Consider the following 20,165-nt stretch of genomic DNA (forward strand, 5'->3'; position numbering starts at 1 on the left):
TACATTCCTAATCCGGAAAGGGGAATAGAAGGCGGAAATGAACATGTTGCGAAACCCGATCCTGTTCAAAACGCTGCGGTTTAAGTTAATTTTCAGCTTCGTCATCATCGTCATCCCCGTTATCGCCTTCATGATTTACAACAATTTGTACGCCATTCAAGTCGTCCGCAGTCAAGTCGCGCAGTCCAACAAAAACCTGATCAGCTTGTATATGGGGCAAATCGACCGCAATTTGGAAGAAATCGACAAATACTTGTTCGGTATCGCTTCGCTCGAAACCGGCTTGCTGGTGTTGGAAACGGCGAGGGAACGCAATCCCGACGCCTATTCCTTCGAACGCATTCAGCTCTACAACAAGCTGAAGCGGGATTTGCCGAATTACAAAACGATCGACATGTTTTTCGTTTATTCTCCGGCCAACAAAGATTTGATCATCGTCGCCGAAAACCAGACGGATTACGGCGTGCAGCTCGGCATTCAGAGCAATATCGTCGATTTGCTGCAATCCGAAGGCAATCCGGAGCTGTCGTATGAGGAATGGTTCGTGCGCCGGATAGGCAGCGAATATAATTTAATGCGCGTCATTCAGTACGGCGGCGTCTATATAGGCGCATGGGGAAACGTCCAAGACTTGATGGTTCCCCTTAATTTGCTGAGGTTGGGCGACAAAGGCAAAGCTTTTTTGGCGACGGACCGTTTCGAGCCGATGACGAACCGGTTGTTCATTCAGGAACATCGAATCGATCTAAGCTTTACCGGTCCGGATTACGAGCTTACCGGCTCGGACGAAAAGTTCATGATCGTGAGCGAATGGTCGGCGAGAGGGAAATTCGGTTTATTCGCGGCCATTCCGGACAGTACCATATTGGCGAATTTGCCGTTTCTCCGCTGGATCGTATGGTTCATCTCGATCGGGGCGATTATTTTGCTCCCACTTGGCTTGTTTGCATTGCGCAAGCATATTTTGACGCCCGTCAACCGCATCGTGATGGCGATGAGGCGAGCCGAAGACGGAAATTTGGACGTCCGCATCAACTATCGTCCATCGGCATTTGAATTTGCGGTCATGACCGATACGTTCAACCGGATGCTTTCGCAAATTCAGGAATTGAAAGTGAACGTCATGGAAGAGCAGCTGAACCTGCAGAAAGCGGAGCTGAAACATCTGCAATTGCAAATCAACCCCCATTTTTTCCTGAACTCCTTGAACATTATTTATAACTTGGCGCAAGTCAAAGATTATAAGCTCATCCAGGAGATGGCGCACTCCCTGGTCGGCTATTTCCGGTTCATGTTTCGCAGCAACTTGTCCTTCGTGGCGCTTCGGGACGAGATCGAGCATACGGTGAACTATTTGCGCATTCAAGAGATGCGATTCCCCGGCATGCTGACCTTCGACGTATCCGTTCCGGATGAGCTTAGCTTCGAGAACGTGCCTCCGCTCGTCATCCAGACATTTGTGGAAAATACGATCAGACACGCGGTCAGCATGGATAAGCCGATCCATATCGGGATTGCGGTGACGAAGGACGGGGACGGCCATTTGCGCATATGCGTCCGCGATACGGGCAGAGGGTTTCCGCAGGAGGTGCTGACCGCGCTTCGCAAGCAGAACGAGCGGCTTGTCCACGAAGGCGAACATATCGGCATATGGAACGTTCAGCGAAGGCTAAGACTGCTGTACAAAGATCAGGCGCAAGTCCGGTTATCGAACGCCGAGATCGAGGGAGCCGTCGTTGAAGTTCGAATACCGTCCGTACGCGAAGCCGGATAAGGGGGATGGCGCGATGCAGCTGTTGATCGTAGACGATGAAATCCATGCCGTACGGGGGATCAAAGCGGGGGTGGAATGGGACAAGCTCGGTTTTGTCCACGTTTATGAGGCGTTCAACATTCGGCAAGCCAAAGACATCCTTGCTTCGCAACCGATCGAAGTGATGATATGCGATATCGAAATGCCGGAAGGCGACGGCTTTCAGCTTTTGACGTGGGTGAAGGAGCATTTTCCGGAGACGGAGTCATTGTTTCTGACCTGTCATGCCGATTTTGCTTATGCGCAAAAAGCGATTCAGCTCGGCAGTATGGATTATATGCTTAAACCTGTTCGCTTCAACGAGTTGGAGCACGCGGTGCGCAAAGCCGTGCAAAAAGTGATGAAGGAAAAGGAGAAAAGCAAGTTCGAGCAAACGTACGAGCATTATTACCGTTTGTGGGAATCTTATCAGCCGATGGTAGTCGAACGGTTCTGGCAGGACCTGCTGCAACGCACCATTCTGTCGAACAAAACGGAAATCGCACAGCGGCTGGCCAAGCAAAATATTCCTTACGACGAAACGGAGCGTTACCTTGCCGTCTTGATCAGCATTCAACGTTGGCATAAACCGTTGTCGCTGCGCGAAGAGAAAATAATGGAATATGCGCTGCGCAATTCGCTGGAAGAAGTCGCCTTCATCCGGGAAGCCGGCGGGCAATTGATTCAAGTGAAGAGCGGGGCGCTTGTGGCCGTCGTAAAGGCGGAAGCGGGCGGGACCAGATGCAGCGGTCGGGTTAACGCCGAGCTGCAGGCGTATATGGAGGCGTGCAACCGTTATTTTTACTGCGATCTTTGCTGTTACGTCGGCACGCCCGTACCGATCGAAGAACTCCCGGCTCAATATGAACGGCTTGCGGAGGCGGAAGAACGGAACGTAACCCGGACCAACGAGATTCTATATCCGCATTTGCTGCGGCGAGGCGGCGGCAAGCTTCAGATGCCGGCCATGGGCGGCTGGGGCGAAATGATTAAGCGCGGCTATATCGCGGAGCTGCGTGCGGACGTCGAGCATTATATGGAAGGACTAAAGCGGATCGAGGAGCTGGATGCCTTACAGCTGCGAAGCTTTTATGAAGATTTTCTCCAGCTGGTTTACCATGAGCTGCACTGCAAAGGGCTCCGCGCCCATCAAGTGCTTCCCGAGAAGCTGCTGTCCACGCGGCTGAAGGTCATTACCCGTTCCGTTGAAGATCTGGCGCAGTGGGTATTCGCTATGATCGAGGAGGCCGGCAAGCATCTCCACACCCCCCTCGAGAACAACTCGGCCGCCGTCGTAAGCAAGGCGAAAAGCTACATCTCGCTGCATCTCAATCAGGATATATCCCGCAACGACATTGCCGGCTACGTGAACCTGAATCCCGATTATTTGACCCGAATATTCAAGAAGGAGACCGGTCTGACGATCTCGGAATACGTTCTGCAGGAGAGGATCCGAACGGCGCAGGAGATGTTGTCCAAGACCGGCATGCCGATAACCGAAATTGCTTATGCGGTCGGGTACAACAATTATTCGCATTTCTCGAAAATGTTCAAAAAAGCGACGTCTATGAACCCGCAGGAGTATCGAAAATCGCGACAGAGTTAATAGTCCCGGGCTGTCCCTTTCGTATGCGGGGCAGTCTTTTTTGTATAGGAGAAGATGAATGGAAGTCGGAAAATCTCAACCGAAAAGTCGTTCTAGAATCTAGTTGAAGCGCTTTCATTTCTTTATGCTTAAAACAAACCAACTGAAGGGGGAGATCGGATGGATGCTATGACGAGCGATACGGCAAAAGAAACGAAGGCTAAGGCCGTAACGTCCGTAAAGCCGAAATGGAGCAGGCTCAGCCGGTACGCGCCGCTGTTCATCATGGTTTTGCCGGGCGTCGTCTACTTGTTCATCAACAATTACTTGCCGATGTTCGGACTGGTGATTGCGTTCAAGGACATTAACTTTGCGAAAGGGATATTTGCCAGCGATTGGATCGGGCTCAAAAACTTCGAGTACTTGTTCAAAACGTCCGATGCATGGCTCATTACCCGGAACACGATTTTGTACAATGCGGCTTTTATCGTCATCAATTTGTTTATTGCCGTGGGCATTGCGATTCTTCTGAACGAAATTCGAAAAAAATGGCTGGCCCGCTTCTATCAAAGCGTCATTCTTATTCCTTATCTGATCTCGATGGTGATCGTCGGTTACTTGGTGCTGGCGCTGCTGAGCGGCGAGAACGGCTTCGTCAACAAGCAAGTGCTTCCCGCTTTTGGGGCGGAGCCGGTTTCCTGGTACAGCGAACCGAAGTATTGGCCATACATTTTGACCATTGTTAACATTTGGAAAAATGCGGGTTATTTATGCGTCATTTATTTGGCCGCGATTATCGGCATCGATCCCGAGTATTACGAGGCGGCAACGATAGACGGCGCGAGCAAATGGCAGCAGATCAAAAGCATTACCGTACCGCTGATCGCGCCGGTCATTACAATCATGACGCTGCTGCAAATCGGACGCATCTTTTACTCCGATTTCGGCCTGTTCTATCAAGTTCCGCTCGATACGGGCGAGCTTCATTCCGTGACGAACGTCATCGACACGTATGTGTACAGAGCGTTATTGAACTTGGGCGACATCGGCATGTCGTCGGCAGCGGGATTATACCAATCCGTCGTAGGATTTGTTCTCGTCTTGATCTCGAACTACATCGTCAGCAGGCGCAACCGCGATCACGCGTTATTTTAACGGAAGGAGGAAGCTCGAATGAAGGCGACTTGGAAACAGCAAACGTTCCAATGGAGCGTCCATGCTTTATTCATCGCGCTAGGCGCCATGTGTATTTTGCCTTTCGTGCTGCTGGTGACAACTTCGTTTACGGACGAAATGACGATTCTTCGGGACGGTTATTCGTTCCTGCCGGATCAGTTCAGTCTGGAAGCTTATCGTTTTCTATGGCAGGATGCCGAAAATATATCGCGAGCTTACGGCATTACGATACTCGTGACCGTCGTCGGCACGTTCGTCGGGCTGTCGGTTTCGGCGCTGCTGTCGTACCCGATCTCGCGCAAGGACATGCCTTTCCGCACGCAGCTTTCGTTCTACGTCTTTTTTACGATGCTGTTTAACGGCGGCTTGGTGCCGACTTACCTGATTTACACCCAAGTATTCGACCTGAAAAATACGCTGCTTGCGTTAATCGTTCCCGGTCTGCTGACGAACGGCTTTTACATTCTCATCATGCGGACGTTTTTCTCCAATTCGATACCGGTTCAGGTGATCGAGTCCGCCGCGATCGACGGAGCGGGAGAGTTTAAAATCTTTTTCCGGATCGTGCTGCCGCTTTCGCTTCCGATTTTGGCCACGGTCGGCCTTATGCAGACGATCGGATATTGGAACGACTGGTTTAACGGCTTGATCTATATTACCGAAAGCCGCATGTTCAGCCTGCAAAATCTATTGAACCGCATTCTGTTGAACGCGCAATTTCTGCAGTCCAATTCCGACATGGCTTCCACGGAAATCGCGACGTCCGCCAGCATCCCGATGGAGTCGATACGGATGGCCATGGCCGTGATCGGCGTCGTTCCTTTGCTTTGCGCATATCCGTTTTTTCAAAAATATTTTGTCAAAGGCCTCGTAATCGGAGCGGTTAAAGGGTAACGGGCGTACCTGGCTTCGGCCGGTTCGTATACGCTTCAGAACATCCAAAAACAAGGACTCCAATAAAAAAGACAGGGGGAACAGGGATGACGAGAAAATGGAAAAGGACGGCGGTTGCCGCCGCATGGATGGCTTGTTTGCTTCTTATAACGGCTTGTTCGGGCGGCAATAAAGGCGGGGGAGGTACGGCACCGTCGGAGAACGATTCCGCGGGAGAGCTGAAGCCTTACGAAATAACCGTCGCGTTCTGGAATATCGGCAACACGAAGGATATGGACGCCGTAGCGGCGGAAGTGAACAAGCTGACGAAGGCGAAAATTAACGCGACGGTCAAATTTTTGCCGATCGACATCGGGGCTTGGCAGCAGCAAATGAATCTGATGCTTGCCGGCAATGAGAAGCTGGACCTTCTCGTCACCGCTACGGGGATGAATTACGGCACGCAAGCCGCAAAAGGCCAGCTTCTCCCGCTCGACGACCTGCTCGAGAAATACGGCCAGGATATCAAGGCGGTCGTAGGCCCGGACATATTGAAGGCGACGACAACGAACGGCAGCATTTACGGGGTTCCGAGCGTCCGCGATTGGGCGGCCGATTACGGCGTGCTGATGCGTAAGGATATCGTCGACAAATACAACATCGATCTGAGCAAAGTGAAGACATACGCGGACATGGAGCCTATTCTGAAAATCATTAAAGAAAAAGAACCGCAAATGGCCGGCATTTTGCCGGAAGGGACCAGCGGCACCATCATCTCCTCCATAACGCCGGGGCTTGTCGATCCGCTGAACGACGAGAACGGAGTGCTTCCGGATTTCGATAATAACCTGAAGGTCGTCAACTGGTACGAATCCGCCGAATACGCGGAGCTGATCAACATGGTAAGAAGCTGGTATACGGCCGGATACATTCCGAAGGACATCTCGACGAACCAAATCTCATCGGAGCAGCTCGTCAAAGCGGGCAAGGCATTCTCCTTCGTCGTGCATATGAAGCCGGGTTACGAAAGCAAAGAATCGCTGTTGACGGGCACGCCGATGGTTGCGGTTCGGCTGCTGCCGCCGGTTGCGACGACGTCTTCGATTTCCAACGTTATGTTCAGCATCGCCAAAAACTCGGACGATCCGGAAAGGGCGATGATGTTCCTGAACCTTCTATATTCCGACAAAGAACTTGTCAATCTGATCGACTTCGGCATCGAAGGCAAACATTACGCCAAAAATCCGGACGGCACGATCAATTACCCGAGCGGCGTGGACGCATCGAACGCCACGTATGCGCCGGTGCACGGCTGGATGTGGGGCAACCAATTTCTGTCGCATGTGTGGGAAGGCGACGATCCGAATATATGGGAGCTTCAGAAGGAGTTTAACGATTCGGCCAAAAAATCGAAAGCGATGGGATTCAGCTTTACGGTCGATCCGGTCAAAACGGAGGCGGCTGCCGTACAAAGCGTGAAAGATCAATATAAAGTCGGGCTGGAAACGGGAACGCTGGACCCCGCCAAATATTTGCCCGAATTTATCGATAAGCTGAAGGCGGCAGGCATTGACAAAATTATTGCCGAGAAGCAAAAGCAGCTCGACGAGTGGGCGGCAAACAATCAATAAGTCCGATAAACGGGTAAAAGGAGCGGGTAAGGATGAGCATTCAGGCAGGCATTAACGTATTCTCCGTACATGAACGGATCGGGGACGATTATTTCGGCGCCTTGGAGCAGTTGGCCGAAGCGGGGTACCGCAATCTGGAGTTGATCAGCTTTAATATGAAGAAGCGTTCCCGCTTGCGCGACGATTTCCCGTCCGAAGCGGTAAGCGGCAAGCTTAAGGAGCTTGGCCTGGCGGCCATCGCCGTTCATGAAGGACCGATGCCGGGGCAAGAGCTGCTCGAGCACGATTGGGATAACGTAATGGCCTATTACGGTACGCTAGGCACCGAGGCGATCGTTTTGCCTTCCGTATGGATTCAGGACCGCGAAAGTGCCCTTCGGCTGGCCGAGCAGCTCGGCGTGTTGGGCAAACGACTGAAAGACAACGGATTTGCCCTTTATCTTCATAATCATGCCCACGAGTTTAAATCGGACGGCGAAACGACGTTGTTCGACCTGCTCGCGGACAATACCGATCCGGAGCTGCTGAAGTTCGAGCTCGATATGGTATGGGCGATGCGTGCGGGCATCGATCCCGTTGCCGTTCTCGAACGGCTGGGCAGCCGCTGCGATATGGTTCACCAGAAGGATCTGAACAAGGAGCTCGCCGGTCCCGTCAACTTGTTTGAAGCGATCAAGCGTAACGGCGACGAGGCATTGCCTGTCTTCGAGGCATACCAGAAATATATCGGTCCGGCGGATTTCGTCGATTTAGGAACCGGAACGTTCGATTTTGCATCCGTCTATAAACGAATTAACGAAATGGGCAGCGTCAAATATGCGCTCGTCGAAAACGAAGGCCGCTCGTCCGACAAAATCGAAAGCGTCCGCAACGACTTGAAAGTGCTGCAAAGCTATTTATAAGCAAATGCAAAAACCGGATTTGATTAAACGTATAGGGGGGCGTCTTACGGATGGCGGACAATAAACTGAAGGTGGGAATCATCGGCTGCGGGGGGATCGCGTTTCAGAAACATATGCCGTCGCTAGCGAAGCAGACGGATTTGGCGGAAATGACGGCGTTCTGCGATATCGTGCCGGAAAAAGCGGAAAAAGCGGCTCGCGAATTCGGGGGAGAGCAGGCAGCCGTGTATACCGACTACCGGGATCTGCTTAAGGACGAGACGATCGACGTCGTCCATATCCTGACCCCGAACCTGCAGCATTCGTTCATTACGGTCGATGCGTTGGAGGCGGGCAAGCATGTCATGTGCGAGAAGCCGATGGCGATCAACTCGGCGGAGGCCCGCAAAATGCTGGAGGCGGCCAAGCGGACCGGCAAAAAGCTGACGATCGGCTACCAAAACCGGTTTAACGACGACTCCCAAACGCTTTATAAAGCTTGCCGCGAAGGAAGGCTCGGCGAAATTTACATGGCGAAGGCGCACGCCGTCCGGAGGCGGGCGGTGCCGACTTGGGGCGTGTTCGCCGACAAAGAGCAGCAGGGCGGCGGATGCTTGATCGATATCGGCACGCACGCGCTCGACCTGACGTTATGGTTCATGGACAATTACAAGCCGGTTTCGGTTTCGGGATCGGTATTCCACAAGCTGAAGGATAAGCCGGAGGGCAATATGTTCGGCCCTTGGGACCCGCAAACGCTTCATGTGGAGGATTCCGCTTTCGCACTGGTCAAGATGGAGAATGGAGCGACCATTTTCCTGGAAAGCTCTTGGGCGCTGAATACGACCGACGTAAAAGAAGCGAAAGCTTCGCTGTTCGGGACGGAAGGAGGGGCGGAAATGAAGCAGACGGCGGATTTCAGGAGCGAAATCGTATTCAATCAGGTCCTATACGGCAAGCTTACCGAAATGAAGCCGACGGCCGGACCGCCAATCGCTTACTTCGGCCCGGACGGGGAAGATCCGGGTTCCCGGGAAGCGCGGCAATGGCTCGAAAGCATCGTTCGCGATACGGAACCTCTTGTATCCCCGGAGCAAGCCTATGTGGTGACGCAAATCTTGGAGGCGATCTATCGATCGGCCGAGACGGGAAAAGAAGTATATTTGTAAGCATCCGGTAACTAACCGGAAAAAGGACCCGGACTGCCGTTGACGGCGGTTCCGGGTTCTTCGCCTCCTGCCTTAGCCGAGTGCCGGACTCGTTGATTGGAACACGATCGTGTTAAACGATTCCGGCTCCAGTTCGAAGCGGTACGTATTCCTTTCAAACGATAGATCTACCGTCCGTTCGTTCTTAAACGGGTTGTTCACGACAACCGCCGTCGATCCGTCCGTGTTGCGGAAGGCGACCGCCTTGCCGCTCCATGGCCCTCGCAGCCCGATTCTTTGCGCTCCGGGAACGACAAAATGGGCAAAATGCTTCATGACGTAATATTCCGGATTGCGCGTAACACGCCCGGACTGCGGGTCGACCGTCACCATGGAGTTCTGCTCCCATCCCCATGTGCTGCGGCCTCTCGGTTCCAGCACCATGTTCCAATAAATATAGGCGTTTACGCCGTTCGTGAAATAATGCTGATACAAATTAAACACGTATTTCGCATAATCCCACGAATTGTTCCCGTCCCCGCATTCGTTCTCCGTCTGCATGTAGCGGAGCTCCGGATAGCTGGCCGCCGTCCGCTGAATCGCATATTTGCCCGCCCATTGGTAGCCGACTCCTTTGATGTATTTATACGCCTTGGGGTCGCTGAGCACAACGGCGGCATACTCGTCGAAATCGGACGATTTTTTCTTGCTCAGCTCTTCCCACGGTTCGGGAGCGTTAATCGTTCCAAGCCATATTTCCGTTTCCAGGCCATGCTTTTCGAAGGCGGGCCCCAGATAGTCCGCAATAAATTCGCGCAGCTGCTCGCCGGTCCATACGCAAGAAGGGAACTTCTGGTCGGCGACGACTTCATTTTGAACGTGGACTTGATGGATCGTGATGCCGACATCGCGGTACGACTCCACGAATTTGACGAAATAAAGGGCGTACGCTTCCAAGATGTCCTTCTCCCAGCGAAGCGTTCCGTAGTTGTAGGCTTTAGGCGTTTTCATCCAGGTGGGAGGGCTCCAAGGCGATGCAAAAAGCTTCAAATCCGGATTGTACGTCAGCGCTTCTCGGATATAAGGAGTCAAATATTTGAAATCGCGCTCGATCGAAAAATGCTTCATGCCGAAGTCGCCGTCCGTCTCGTTGTGGCTGTACCATTCCAAGGCATAATCGCTGGCGCCGATCGGAAGGCGGCAGATCGACAACTTATGCTCGCCGTCCGGATGGAATAAGGAATGAAACAAGCTTCCGCGTTGTTCGTCGCTCAGACGACTAAGCGCGACGTACCCCAGTTCGTTAAAGCAGCCGCCGAATCCTTCTACGATTTGGAACCGCTCTCCGGTAACGATTAAATTCGCGTTCGCGGTGTCCGCAGCTGCGGACACCGTTTGTTCGTTCCATGCTTTCTCCTTCGTGGTCGAAATCCATTGAATGGATGATTTCTTCATCGACTTTCCCTCCTGCTTGAATTAGATGCGATTACTAAGGTACATTCATTATGGCAAACCCTCGTACAATTGGGATTGGTCCAACTCAAGTAAAATTTGCCCTAATCCAAGGTGGTGCAATGATGAACATCCCGGAAGCATACCGTTCCTATTTGTTTCCCGATTCCAGATGGCTTCCCGCGATCGATTGGAACGTCAAATTGTACGGTGCCCATATGCAGCGCGTTAGCAAGGGCTGGACCGTGCCGCAGGAATCCCATCATGCCTTCGAGCTGATCCTTATTCTTAAAGGCACGCAGACGACGGAGATGGAGAATGTCGGCTACGAGTTGAAAGCCGGCGATATTTTGCTGATTCCTCCCGGCTTCAAGCATGTCAACCGATCCGCTCGCGAAGAAGGGCTGACCTATTTTGTTGCCCATTTCAATGTGGACAATGCTCTGTTCCGCCAGGAGATGACCCGGCATTCGCAGTTTTATTTCCCTTCGGGTGACGAAACGAATGTCCGGCTGAAAGCGGCGATGATGAAATGGATCGAGCTGCTGCAGGAGAGGGGCTGCGACTATACGTCGGCGGATCTGTTCCGCATACAGGCCGGTTTGTTTGAAATTTTCGGCATTTTGGCCGAGCAGGCATCAGCCGGCATCGAACATTCCGTCTCTCCCGCCGCGGGCCAATACGCAAGGCTAATCGCCGAAGCCATTAAAGCGAAGTTCGAACCCGGAAAATTGGCGAAATACGGAGAAAACGAACGGGATGTCCGGATCGAAGCCATTGCCGTTTCTCTAAATATAAGCCCCGGTTACGCCCTCGAGGTGTTTCAGAAAGTGTACGGCATGTCGCCGCGCAAATATTTGTCGGAGCTGAAGCTCCATGAAGCCAAGCAGCTCATCCTTCAGCCGGATCTCGCGCTAAGCGCTGTCGCGTCCTTACTGGGGTATTCCAGCATAGCCCATTTCAGCAGGCAATTTAAGCGCTGGACAGGCATGAGTCCCCGCAAATTTCGACAATCGACGCTTGAATCGGAGCCGCATCATACGTTAAGATGACCTAAAGATTGGCCTACAAGCAGAACGCCTACGCGGCAGCGGGGCGTTTGTTTTTTCAATGGCGGAGAGGAGCAGCGCAATGTGGGGAAAGATGGGGAAGATAGGGAAGCTTGTGACGGAGCCGTTGCGGCGAAGCATTCGCAACCGGCTTATACTGACGATGATTTTGATATCCGTTCTGCCGACGCTCGCCGTAACGCTTCTTGCCGCGGAAAATAACAGGAAGACGATGGAAGCGGAAGTCGTCGAAACGAACCTGTCCAATATGAAGTGGACCGGCGTTTATTTGAGCGATCAATTCGCGCAGCTAAATAATCTGATTTATACGATGCTCATTAGCCCAAGTATGAGCGCCTATGTGCTGCCCGCGGAAGACGGTCAAGAGGAATTGGACTTTTCCGCCCAGCGGACAATTTTGGATACGCTTACAAGCCTCTTTTACTCGGCAGGCAACCATGTCGTCGGCGTGGAGTTGTATTTGAAGGAGAGAAAAACGCTGTTAACGATCAATGCGCATCAAAGCGACATCGATACGGTTCCGTTGCCTCCCCCGACTTATGCGGAGCTGTTCGGGCAGCGGAAAGATGTCGTTATTCATTCGTCGCCAGACGATCCAAGCCGGTTTCAGCTTACAAGAAGCATAAACCGGTTTGAAAACCGGGAAAAAATCGGAGGCATCACACTGGAGGTCCAATGGAACGTCTTCGACCAGACGCTTGAGCTGCTTGGGCGGGGAGAAGAGCAAGCCGTTTTTATCGCCGATGCGGACGGCCGCATCTATTACAATCCTTACGAGATCCAAGTCTCCGAATCCGCCAAAAACATAATAAGGCAAAGCGGTTCCGGTCCGGCTTACGCCCGCTCTGCAGACGAAATCGTGTTTACGAATACGATCGACCCGTCGGGGCTTAAGCTGGTCAAGGTCATTCCGAACCGTCTAGTATATCAAAGCGCGATGGAGACGGCCAGATACGGCTTTATCGTCGGCATCGTGTCGGCCGCCGTTTCACTTTTCATAGCCGTATTCATCGCATGGAGAACGGCCAATCCGATCGTCCGGCTGGCGAGATCGTTGAAAGGGCTGCATTTGATCCAGGAGGCGGAGCGCGTGCCGGTTCGGAGGTATGACGAGATCGGGTTGCTGGAAAATCGGCTGCAGCAAATGGCCATGCGGATCAGGGAACATATCAGGGTCGAATACAGCATGAGCCTCGAAAGAAAGACGGCGGAGCTTAAGGCGCTGCAAGCCCGAATAAATCCGCATTTTCTGCAAAATACGCTGCAGTTGATCGGAAGCATGCTGTTTTCCAAGCAGCCGTCCGAAAGCTACGAAGTCATTCGATCGTTAAGCGACATGTTTCGTTATATCATTCGCGAGCCGGAGGATTTAGCCGATTTTATGTCCGAAATCAATCATTTGAACCATTACATGCTTATTCAGGAAAAACGTTACGGCACAAGGCTCCGGTTTACGTTATCGGTAGACGAGGCTTTGCGGGACTGCCGGATTCCGAAGCTTACGCTCCAGCCCATTGTCGAAAATGCGTTCTTTCATGGGCTGGAGCCGAAGCAGGGCGAATGGAACCTTGCGGTTTCCGCCTTCGCTCGGGAAGGAAAGGCCGTAATCCGAATACAAGACAACGGAGTCGGCATTCGACCGGAACGGCTGACGGAGCTGCAAAAACAACTGAAAGGCTACAAGGGAGAAATATGGACGCATGGGGAGCGGATCGGCCTGAACAATGTGGCGTCCCGAATCGGTATGCATTTCGGCGACGAATACGGCGTGGAGATCGAAAGCGTGACAGGGGAAGGAACGATCGTGACCGTCAGCATCCCTTTACGAACAGGAGGCCATAACGATGCCCTATAAAGTAATGATTGTCGATGACGAGAAGTGGAACCGCGACATGGTACGAACGCTCGTCGAGTGGGACCGGCACGGGCTCGAGCTCGCCGGGGAGGCGGAAGACGGGGACGGCGCATTGAACGCGATCCGGGAGACGGGTTCGCAAATTGTCATTACCGACATGCGCATGCCCGGGATGGATGGCGTCCGGTTGATGGAGCGCATACACGAAACGTATCCCGATATAAAAACGATCGTCGTAAGCGGTTACGACGATTTTCATTATTTGAAGCATGCCATTCGTTACCGGGCGGTCGACTATTTGCTGAAACCGATCGACCCGAAGGAGTTGAATGCGATTTTGAGCAAATGCGTCTCCGACTTAGCCTCGGCGTCCGTGCAGGAGAGAGAACTGCCGCTGGAAATGTCGCTGGCGCTTTCCACATGCAAACAACTGCTTCAGAGGCATTTCAACGAATTGAACCGCGGGGGCATCAGTCATGCGCTGGAACAAGTGCGCAAGGAGCTGAACGTTAGGGGGATTACCCAGCCGTCCCGATTGGAGCGGGTCGTGCTCGAGCTGCAGGTGGCGTTAAAGGAGACGATGAACGCGAACATGCTTTCTGAAGAGCCTCTGCCGCCGATCGGCAGAAACGATACGGTCACAAGCGAAACGGCGATCCGATTCGTGGAAGAGCAATATTTGCGGGTGTTGGACATGCTTGCCGCGAGCCGGAAATTTAAAAACAAGCTCAACCTGGAAGAAATCAAACAATACGCGGAGCGGCATTTTGCCGAAAACATTACACTGGAACAGATGGCAAAGGTTTTTTACGTGAGCAAGGAATACTTGAGCAAGGCGTTCAAGCAAGAATACGGGCTAAATCTGACCGATTATATTTTGCGGCAGCGAATGGAAAAGGCAAAAGAATGGCTGCTGGACGAAGGATTATCGATCAAAGCGGTGGCGGAAATGGCCGGCTACGAGGATGTCGCTTACTTTTATCGCGTCTTCAAAAAGCATTACGGCGTAGCTCCCGGAGAAATGCGGAAAAAGAGCCTGGTTGAGAAAACCGACTAGAACATGTGATTAAAATTATCCAATCCAACGGTTTAATTTTGTCCAATTAAACGTTTTCATGAATTGCTTATAATGAAAACGCAACCAATACTAGCCGTAACTTAGGGAGGTCGTAAAACAGATGAAGATGTGGAAAGGCGCGCTTGCGACGATTTTGGCCGCCGCTTTGATCGGAGGATGCTCGAGCAACGCGGGAAGCGGCACGGGTTCCGGAGGAAACGCCCAAGGATCGGAGGGAGGGGCGAAAAGCGTCAATTTAAAAGTATTTATCGCCCAGCCCCGGTTGAAAGAGCATTACGACAAGTTTATCGCGGACTTTGCGGCGAAAGAGAAGGCGGAGAAAAACATCGACGTATCGATCCAGCTTGAAATGCCGCCTGCGGATAATGCGGCCCAAATCTTGAAGACTCGCCTTGCGTCCAACGATGCGCCGGACGTATTTGCCATTCATGCCATCAACGAGATTCCTTCTTACTACAAAGCGGGTTATCTCGAAGATTTGTCGGATCAGCCGTTTGTCGGCAAGCTGCTCGACAGCGTCAAGCCGTCCGTGACGACGACCGATGGGAAAGTCGTTGCCGTTCCGCTTGAGACGTTGTCTTGGGGTTACTTATACGATAAAAAGATTTTCGCCGATTTGGGATTGACGCCTCCGACGACGCTGACCGAAATGAAAACGACCGTAGAGAAGCTCAAGGCGAACAATATAACGCCTTTCCTGCTTTCCTATAAGGAAGCCTGGATCCCGCAATTGTTCCTGCCGCTGGCCGTAGGCGCGAAGATGAACACGGAGGAGGGCGAAAAGGATTTCATTGACCGGATGAACGCCGACCAAGGCTCGTTCGCGGAAATGAAGTCGATGTTCGAGATCATCGATCTGGTTAACGCAAACGGCACGGAAAAAGCGCTCGAGGTCGGAGGGGACGACGGCGCCGCGGCGTTCGCGGAAGGCAAAGCGGCCATGTGGATTCAGGGGCCATGGTACGCGGAAACGATTCTGAAATCGAATCCGGAACTGGATTTCGGCGTCGCCGCGCTGCCGATTAACGACAACCCGGACGCCACTATGATCAATCTGAGCGCATCCACCTCGCTGGCCGTGTCGAAGACAAGCAAAAACAAGGAGGTTGCCTTGGATTTCATCAACTACGTGCTGGACGACAACGACTCCAATGCTTTCTTCCAAGCGCTCAAATTTAATCCGATCGCCACGGTTCATACGTTCGAGAGCTACCCTTGGGTGAACGACGCGACGGAATACGTGAAAGCGGGCAAATCGTACCAAGACCCGGCCATTCCGCAGTCCGTCAAGGACGAGGTCGGAAAGGCGCTGCAATCCTATTACGCCGGCCAAATGTCGCAGGACGACGTTCTGGCCGCGCTGGATAAAGCGTGGAAATCGTTTAACAAAGTCAACAATTAATTCGCAGGCGTAAAGGAACGGAAGGGAAGAGCGGCAGCCGCTCTTTCCCTCCTTACAAGACCATAGAAGCAACCGGGGAGAGGAGATTATCATGCCGATCAGAGCGTACAAAAAATATATGTCGCTGCTTGCATTTACCATGCCGGCGCTTGTGCTGTATGCGGTATTTCTGCTTATTCCGACGATAGGCGGCATGTATTACAGCTTTACGGATTGGAACGGTTTAAACAAAAGCTACAGCTTTGTCGGTTTCGGCAATTTCGCGGAGGCGCTTACGGAGGATCCGGATTTCGTCCACTCGTTATGGTTTACGCTCAAGTACGTCGTCTTTATGATCGTACTGCAAAATGCGATTGCCCTTCTGCTAGCCGTGTTCATCGAGTCGCGCAAAAAGAGCAAAGGATTTTTCCGTACGGTTTTCTTTATGCCCAACATGATCAGCACGATCATCAGCGCCTTTATGTGGACTTTCGTGTTTACGCAGGTCCTTCCTCAACTCGCGGAAAAAACGAACATGCTGTTCCTCGACCAATCGTGGGTCGGCGATCCGAACTATTCGTTTATTTCGATACTTGTCGTTTCGCTTTGGAACGGCGTCGGTTATATGATGATCATTTATTTGGCCGCGCTCCAAGGCGTTCCCCACAGCTTGAAAGAAGCAGCGATCATCGACGGAGCTAGCGCGTTCCAAACGTTCCGCAAAGTGACCGTCCCGATGATTACGCACGCGATAACGATTTGCTTTTTCCTGACGCTGAACGGCGCCTTCAAAGTGTTCGAGATTGTATACGGCTTGACGGGCGGAGGTCCGGGACGAAGCACGCAAGTCATCACGATGAACATTTATGAAGAGGCTTTCTCGAACAATTTCCGTTACGGCTACGCCAGCGCGAAATCCGTCATCCTGTTCTTGTTCATTTTGGTTTTCACTTTGGTTCAAATTTATGTCATGAAGAGAAAAGAGGTGGAAGCGTGAAAACGAAATCGATCTCCTCTTTTTTCATTACGTTGACGCTGTCCGCCGGGGCCGTGTTCGCGCTTTTCCCGATCTACATGGCTGTCGTCAACTCGGTGAAGACGCAAGGCGATATGTTCCGGTCTTTCACTGCGCTGCCGACGGTTTTTCATTGGGAAAATTACAGCCAGGCGTACGAAAAAATCAACCTGCTGCAAAGCTCGCTGAATTCGGCTATGTTATCCGTCCTTGGAATAGGAGGCATCGTTATTTGCGCTTCTCTTGCCGGGTACAAGCTGTCGCGGACGAGCGGGAAGCTGAGCAGCGCATTATTTTTTCTGTTCATCGCGTCCATGCTTGTTCCGTTTCACTCGATTATGATACCGCTGAACCGGATGGCCAACGCGCTTCACGTGCAAGGAAGCATCTATGGGCTGTCGCTTATTTACATCGGACTTGGCGTCAACATGGCGGTGTTCTTGTACCACGGGTTCGTAAAGTCGATTCCGCGGGAGCTCGAAGAAGCGGCGCAAATCGACGGCTGCAACCAGCTCCAGACGTTTTTTACGGTCATCTTTCCGCTGCTCGTGCCGATAACGGTCACGATCGCCATTCTTGATTTTCTGTGGATCTGGAACGACTTCCTGCTGCCGCTTCTCATGCTGACGGATGTCGATCGCTATACGTTAATCCTTTCCACGAACATGCTGTTCGGCGAATACAACAAGGAATGGTCGCTCATTCTCGCCGCACTCGTTCTGACGGCCATTCCCGTCGTCGTCATCTACGCCTTTTTTCAACGGTTCATCATGCACGGCATCGCGGAAGGAGCGGTGAAAGGCTGATCAGATCGTCTTAAAGCTGCACGCTTATTGATTAACAATTGGGCTGGGGGATTCTAAATGGAAAAACTGTTGTACGGCGTTGCCTATTACGATGAATATATGCCTTACGACCGGCTTCGGGAAGATATTCGGATGATGAAGGAGGCCGGAATTAATGTCGTCCGGATCGCCGAATCGACGTGGAGCACCCATGAGCCGCAGAACGGCGTGTTCGATTTCAGCCACGTCGACCGCGTGCTGGACGCGATGCACGAAGCGGGCATTCAAGTGATCGTCGGAACGCCGACCTATGCCATTCCGACTTGGATGGCGAAGGAGCATCCCGACGTGCTGGCGGTAACGGCCAAAGGCCCGGGACAATACGGCGCCCGGCAAATTATGGACATTACGAACAAAACGTACCTGTTCTATGCGGAACGGATTATCCGGAAGCTGATCGGGCATGTGAAGGACCATCCGGCCATTATCGGCTACCAGACGGACAACGAGACGAAGCATTACGATACGTCGGGTCCTAACGTGCAGCTGCAATTCGTCAAATATATGAGGGAAACGTACGGAACGTTGGACGAAGTGAACCGGAAATTCGGCCTCGATTATTGGAGCAACCGGATTAACAGCTGGGAGGACTTTCCTTCGGTCGTCGGTACGATTAACGGCAGTCTGGGAGCCGAGTTCGCCAAATTTCAGCGGAAATTGGTGACCGAGTTTCTGGCTTGGCAAGCCGATCTTGTCCGCGAATACAAGCATCCGCATCAGTTCGTGACGCAAAACTTCGATTTTGAATGGCGGGGGCATTCTTACGGGGTTCAGCCGGCGGTCGACCATTTCCAAGCAGCCGAAACGTTCGACATCGCCGGGGTCGATATATACCATCCTTCACAAGACAATCTGACGGGAGCCGAAATATCGTTCTGCGGGGATATGGCGAGATCGTTGAAGGGGACAAACTATCTTGTCATCGAAACGCAAGCTCAGGCGTTCCCGCAATGGACGCCGTATCCGGGGCAATTGCGGCTGCAGGCGTTCAGCCATCTCGCTTCGGGCGCGAATATGGTGGCATACTGGCATTGGCACTCCATCCACAATTCCATCGAAACCTATTGGAAAGGGCTGCTCAGCCACGATTTTTTGCCTAATCCGGTATACGACGAAGCGAAGACGATCGGCCAAGATTTCGAGCGCCTTAGCGAGCACCTTATCGATCTGCGCAAACGGAACGATATCGCCGTCATGGTCAGCAACGAATCGTTGACGGCGTTGGAGTGGTTCAAGCTGCCCGGCGGCAAAACGTACAACGACGTCGTCCGCTGGATGTACGACGAGCTCTACAAGCTCAATGCGTCCTGCGATTTTATCCCGGCGGCCTATGAGAATCTGCATAACTACCGGATGATCGTCGTTCCTGCCCTATATGCCGTATCGGACGAGACGCTAAAGAAGCTGAACGAATATGTACGGCGAGGCGGCCATGTCGTCTATTCGTTCAAATGCGGGTTTGCTAACGAGCAGGTTCAAGTACGCGTATCGCAGCAACCGGGAATCATTCAAGAAGCTTGCGGAATATCGTACAGCATGTTCGCGGAACCGTCGAACGTCCGATTAAGCGGCGACTCGTTCGATCCCACCGAGGAGAGCAGCGGGGTGCATACGTGGATGGAGCTGATTACGCCGACAACGGCAAAGGTGCTCGCTTATTACGATCATCCTTATTGGTCCCGATATGCGGCGGTAACCTGCAACCGATACGGTGAAGGCACGGCGACCTATATCGGCTGCATGACGTCCGGTTCGGCGTTAAGCAAAGTATTGAAGCAAGTGTTGAAGGAGGCCGGGCTTCGAGGGGCCGATCAAGAGCTTGAATTCCCGCTGATCGTCAAATCAGGCATTAACCGGCAAGGCCGCATCGTCCGGTATTATTTGAATTATTCAAACAAACCGGTTGATTTTGTATACAAGCACGGTGCGGGCCAAGAGCTTCTTCATGACGTGCCGGTCGCTGCAGGGCAGCTGCTGGAGCTGGCGCCGTGGGGCGTCAAAATCGTGATGGAATAAGCTAAACGGCAGCGCTGCGGTCTCCGAACAGATAACGGTGAAACAGCCATTCGGCCGCTCCAAGCAGTACGGTGGCAAACAGTATTTCGGTTGCGTCCAGCGGCCAATTCATCATATAGGCGGCAATCCATAGACCGGCAAAAGCCAAAACGGCGTCGGCAATGGTCGCTACCGTATTGTTCGTTGCCCGCAAAATAAACAGATCCCCGACAAAATAAGCGACTACCGAAAGAACGGTTGCGGTTATCGCAGCGGACCAAAACGTAGCGTCTGCGTAGAACATTAACAAGGATACGACGATTACGCCGTTGACGAGCCATTTTAAAATGAATCTCATTTCTGCAAGTCACCTTCCTTTTCCACTAGC

16 protein-coding genes are annotated in these 20,165 nt (G+C 52.4%); 14 read left to right on the plus strand and 2 right to left on the minus strand.

From position 1 onward, the window contains the following. Positions 1-37 precede the first annotated feature (37 nt). From ACFSW5_RS06955 to ACFSW5_RS06985, 7 genes are all read left to right on the plus strand, one after another. Complete coding sequence (locus tag ACFSW5_RS06955) at positions 38-1,774, plus strand: sensor histidine kinase (RefSeq protein ID WP_379270677.1); 1,737 nt, start codon at positions 38-40, stop codon at positions 1,772-1,774. A 13-nt stretch (positions 1,775-1,787) separates the two neighbouring features. Then, the gene (locus ACFSW5_RS06960; RefSeq protein WP_379270678.1) at positions 1,788-3,398 is read left to right on the plus strand and encodes a helix-turn-helix domain-containing protein; all 1,611 of its coding nucleotides are present in this window, start codon (positions 1,788-1,790) and stop codon (positions 3,396-3,398) included. Positions 3,399-3,566: 168 nt separating this feature from the next. Beyond that, a complete protein-coding gene (locus ACFSW5_RS06965; protein ID WP_379271057.1) occupies positions 3,567-4,532 on the plus strand; it encodes an ABC transporter permease in 966 nt (321 codons plus the stop codon). 18 nt (positions 4,533-4,550) lie between these two features. Further along, positions 4,551-5,447: a carbohydrate ABC transporter permease gene (locus ACFSW5_RS06970; protein WP_379270679.1), complete on the plus strand. Its 897-nt coding sequence runs from the start codon at positions 4,551-4,553 to the stop codon at positions 5,445-5,447. An 86-nt stretch (positions 5,448-5,533) separates the two neighbouring features. Continuing rightward, positions 5,534-7,057, plus strand: coding sequence for an ABC transporter substrate-binding protein (locus ACFSW5_RS06975; protein WP_379270680.1), 1,524 nt, complete (start codon positions 5,534-5,536; stop codon positions 7,055-7,057). A 32-nt stretch (positions 7,058-7,089) separates the two neighbouring features. Then, positions 7,090-7,959, plus strand: coding sequence for a sugar phosphate isomerase/epimerase family protein (locus ACFSW5_RS06980; RefSeq protein ID WP_379270681.1), 870 nt, complete (start codon positions 7,090-7,092; stop codon positions 7,957-7,959). A gap of 50 nt (positions 7,960-8,009) precedes the next feature. After that, the gene (locus ACFSW5_RS06985) at positions 8,010-9,107 is read left to right on the plus strand and encodes a Gfo/Idh/MocA family protein (protein ID WP_379270682.1); all 1,098 of its coding nucleotides are present in this window, start codon (positions 8,010-8,012) and stop codon (positions 9,105-9,107) included. 72 nt (positions 9,108-9,179) lie between these two features. On the opposite strand, the gene ACFSW5_RS06990 is transcribed toward ACFSW5_RS06985, so the two are convergent. Next, positions 9,180-10,541, minus strand: coding sequence for a glycoside hydrolase family 30 protein (locus tag ACFSW5_RS06990; RefSeq protein WP_379270683.1), 1,362 nt, complete (start codon positions 10,539-10,541; stop codon positions 9,180-9,182). A 122-nt stretch (positions 10,542-10,663) separates the two neighbouring features. On the opposite strand from ACFSW5_RS06990, the gene ACFSW5_RS06995 reads away from it, so the two are divergent. From ACFSW5_RS06995 to ACFSW5_RS07025, 7 genes are all read left to right on the plus strand, one after another. Beyond that, positions 10,664-11,590, plus strand: coding sequence for an AraC family transcriptional regulator (locus ACFSW5_RS06995; protein ID WP_379270684.1), 927 nt, complete (start codon positions 10,664-10,666; stop codon positions 11,588-11,590). A gap of 79 nt (positions 11,591-11,669) precedes the next feature. Then, on the plus strand, positions 11,670-13,463 hold the full coding sequence (locus ACFSW5_RS07000) for a sensor histidine kinase (RefSeq protein WP_379270685.1): 1,794 nt from the start codon (positions 11,670-11,672) through the stop codon (positions 13,461-13,463). Beyond that, positions 13,453-14,520, plus strand: a complete 1,068-nt coding sequence (locus ACFSW5_RS07005) for a response regulator transcription factor (protein WP_379270686.1) — start codon at positions 13,453-13,455, stop codon at positions 14,518-14,520. The genes ACFSW5_RS07000 and ACFSW5_RS07005 overlap by 11 nt, the downstream gene beginning before the upstream one ends. A gap of 121 nt (positions 14,521-14,641) precedes the next feature. After that, positions 14,642-15,943 carry an ABC transporter substrate-binding protein gene (locus ACFSW5_RS07010; RefSeq protein ID WP_379270687.1) on the plus strand — a complete coding sequence of 434 codons (1,302 nt, stop codon included), beginning with the start codon at positions 14,642-14,644 and terminating at the stop codon, positions 15,941-15,943. Positions 15,944-16,034: 91 nt separating this feature from the next. After that, positions 16,035-16,919 carry a carbohydrate ABC transporter permease gene (locus tag ACFSW5_RS07015; RefSeq protein WP_379270688.1) on the plus strand — a complete coding sequence of 295 codons (885 nt, stop codon included), beginning with the start codon at positions 16,035-16,037 and terminating at the stop codon, positions 16,917-16,919. Next, entirely contained in the window at positions 16,916-17,743 is an 828-nt protein-coding gene (locus ACFSW5_RS07020) for a carbohydrate ABC transporter permease (protein WP_379270689.1), read from the plus strand. Before ACFSW5_RS07015 ends, ACFSW5_RS07020 begins: the two co-directional genes overlap by 4 nt. Before the next feature lie 57 nt (positions 17,744-17,800). Beyond that, positions 17,801-19,798 (plus strand): beta-galactosidase, encoded by a 1,998-nt coding sequence (locus ACFSW5_RS07025; RefSeq protein ID WP_379270690.1) that lies wholly within the window; start codon positions 17,801-17,803, stop codon positions 19,796-19,798. Between the two features lies 1 nt (position 19,799). Here ACFSW5_RS07025 and ACFSW5_RS07030 read toward each other — a convergent pair whose 3' ends face one another. Beyond that, complete coding sequence (locus ACFSW5_RS07030) at positions 19,800-20,135, minus strand: DUF2512 family protein (protein ID WP_379270691.1); 336 nt, start codon at positions 20,133-20,135, stop codon at positions 19,800-19,802. Positions 20,136-20,165: the final 30 nt, after the last annotated feature.

The sequence above is a fragment of the Paenibacillus thailandensis genome, assembly GCF_042685365.1.
GTDB classification, from domain to species: domain Bacteria; phylum Bacillota; class Bacilli; order Paenibacillales; family Paenibacillaceae; genus Paenibacillus_AP; species Paenibacillus_AP thailandensis.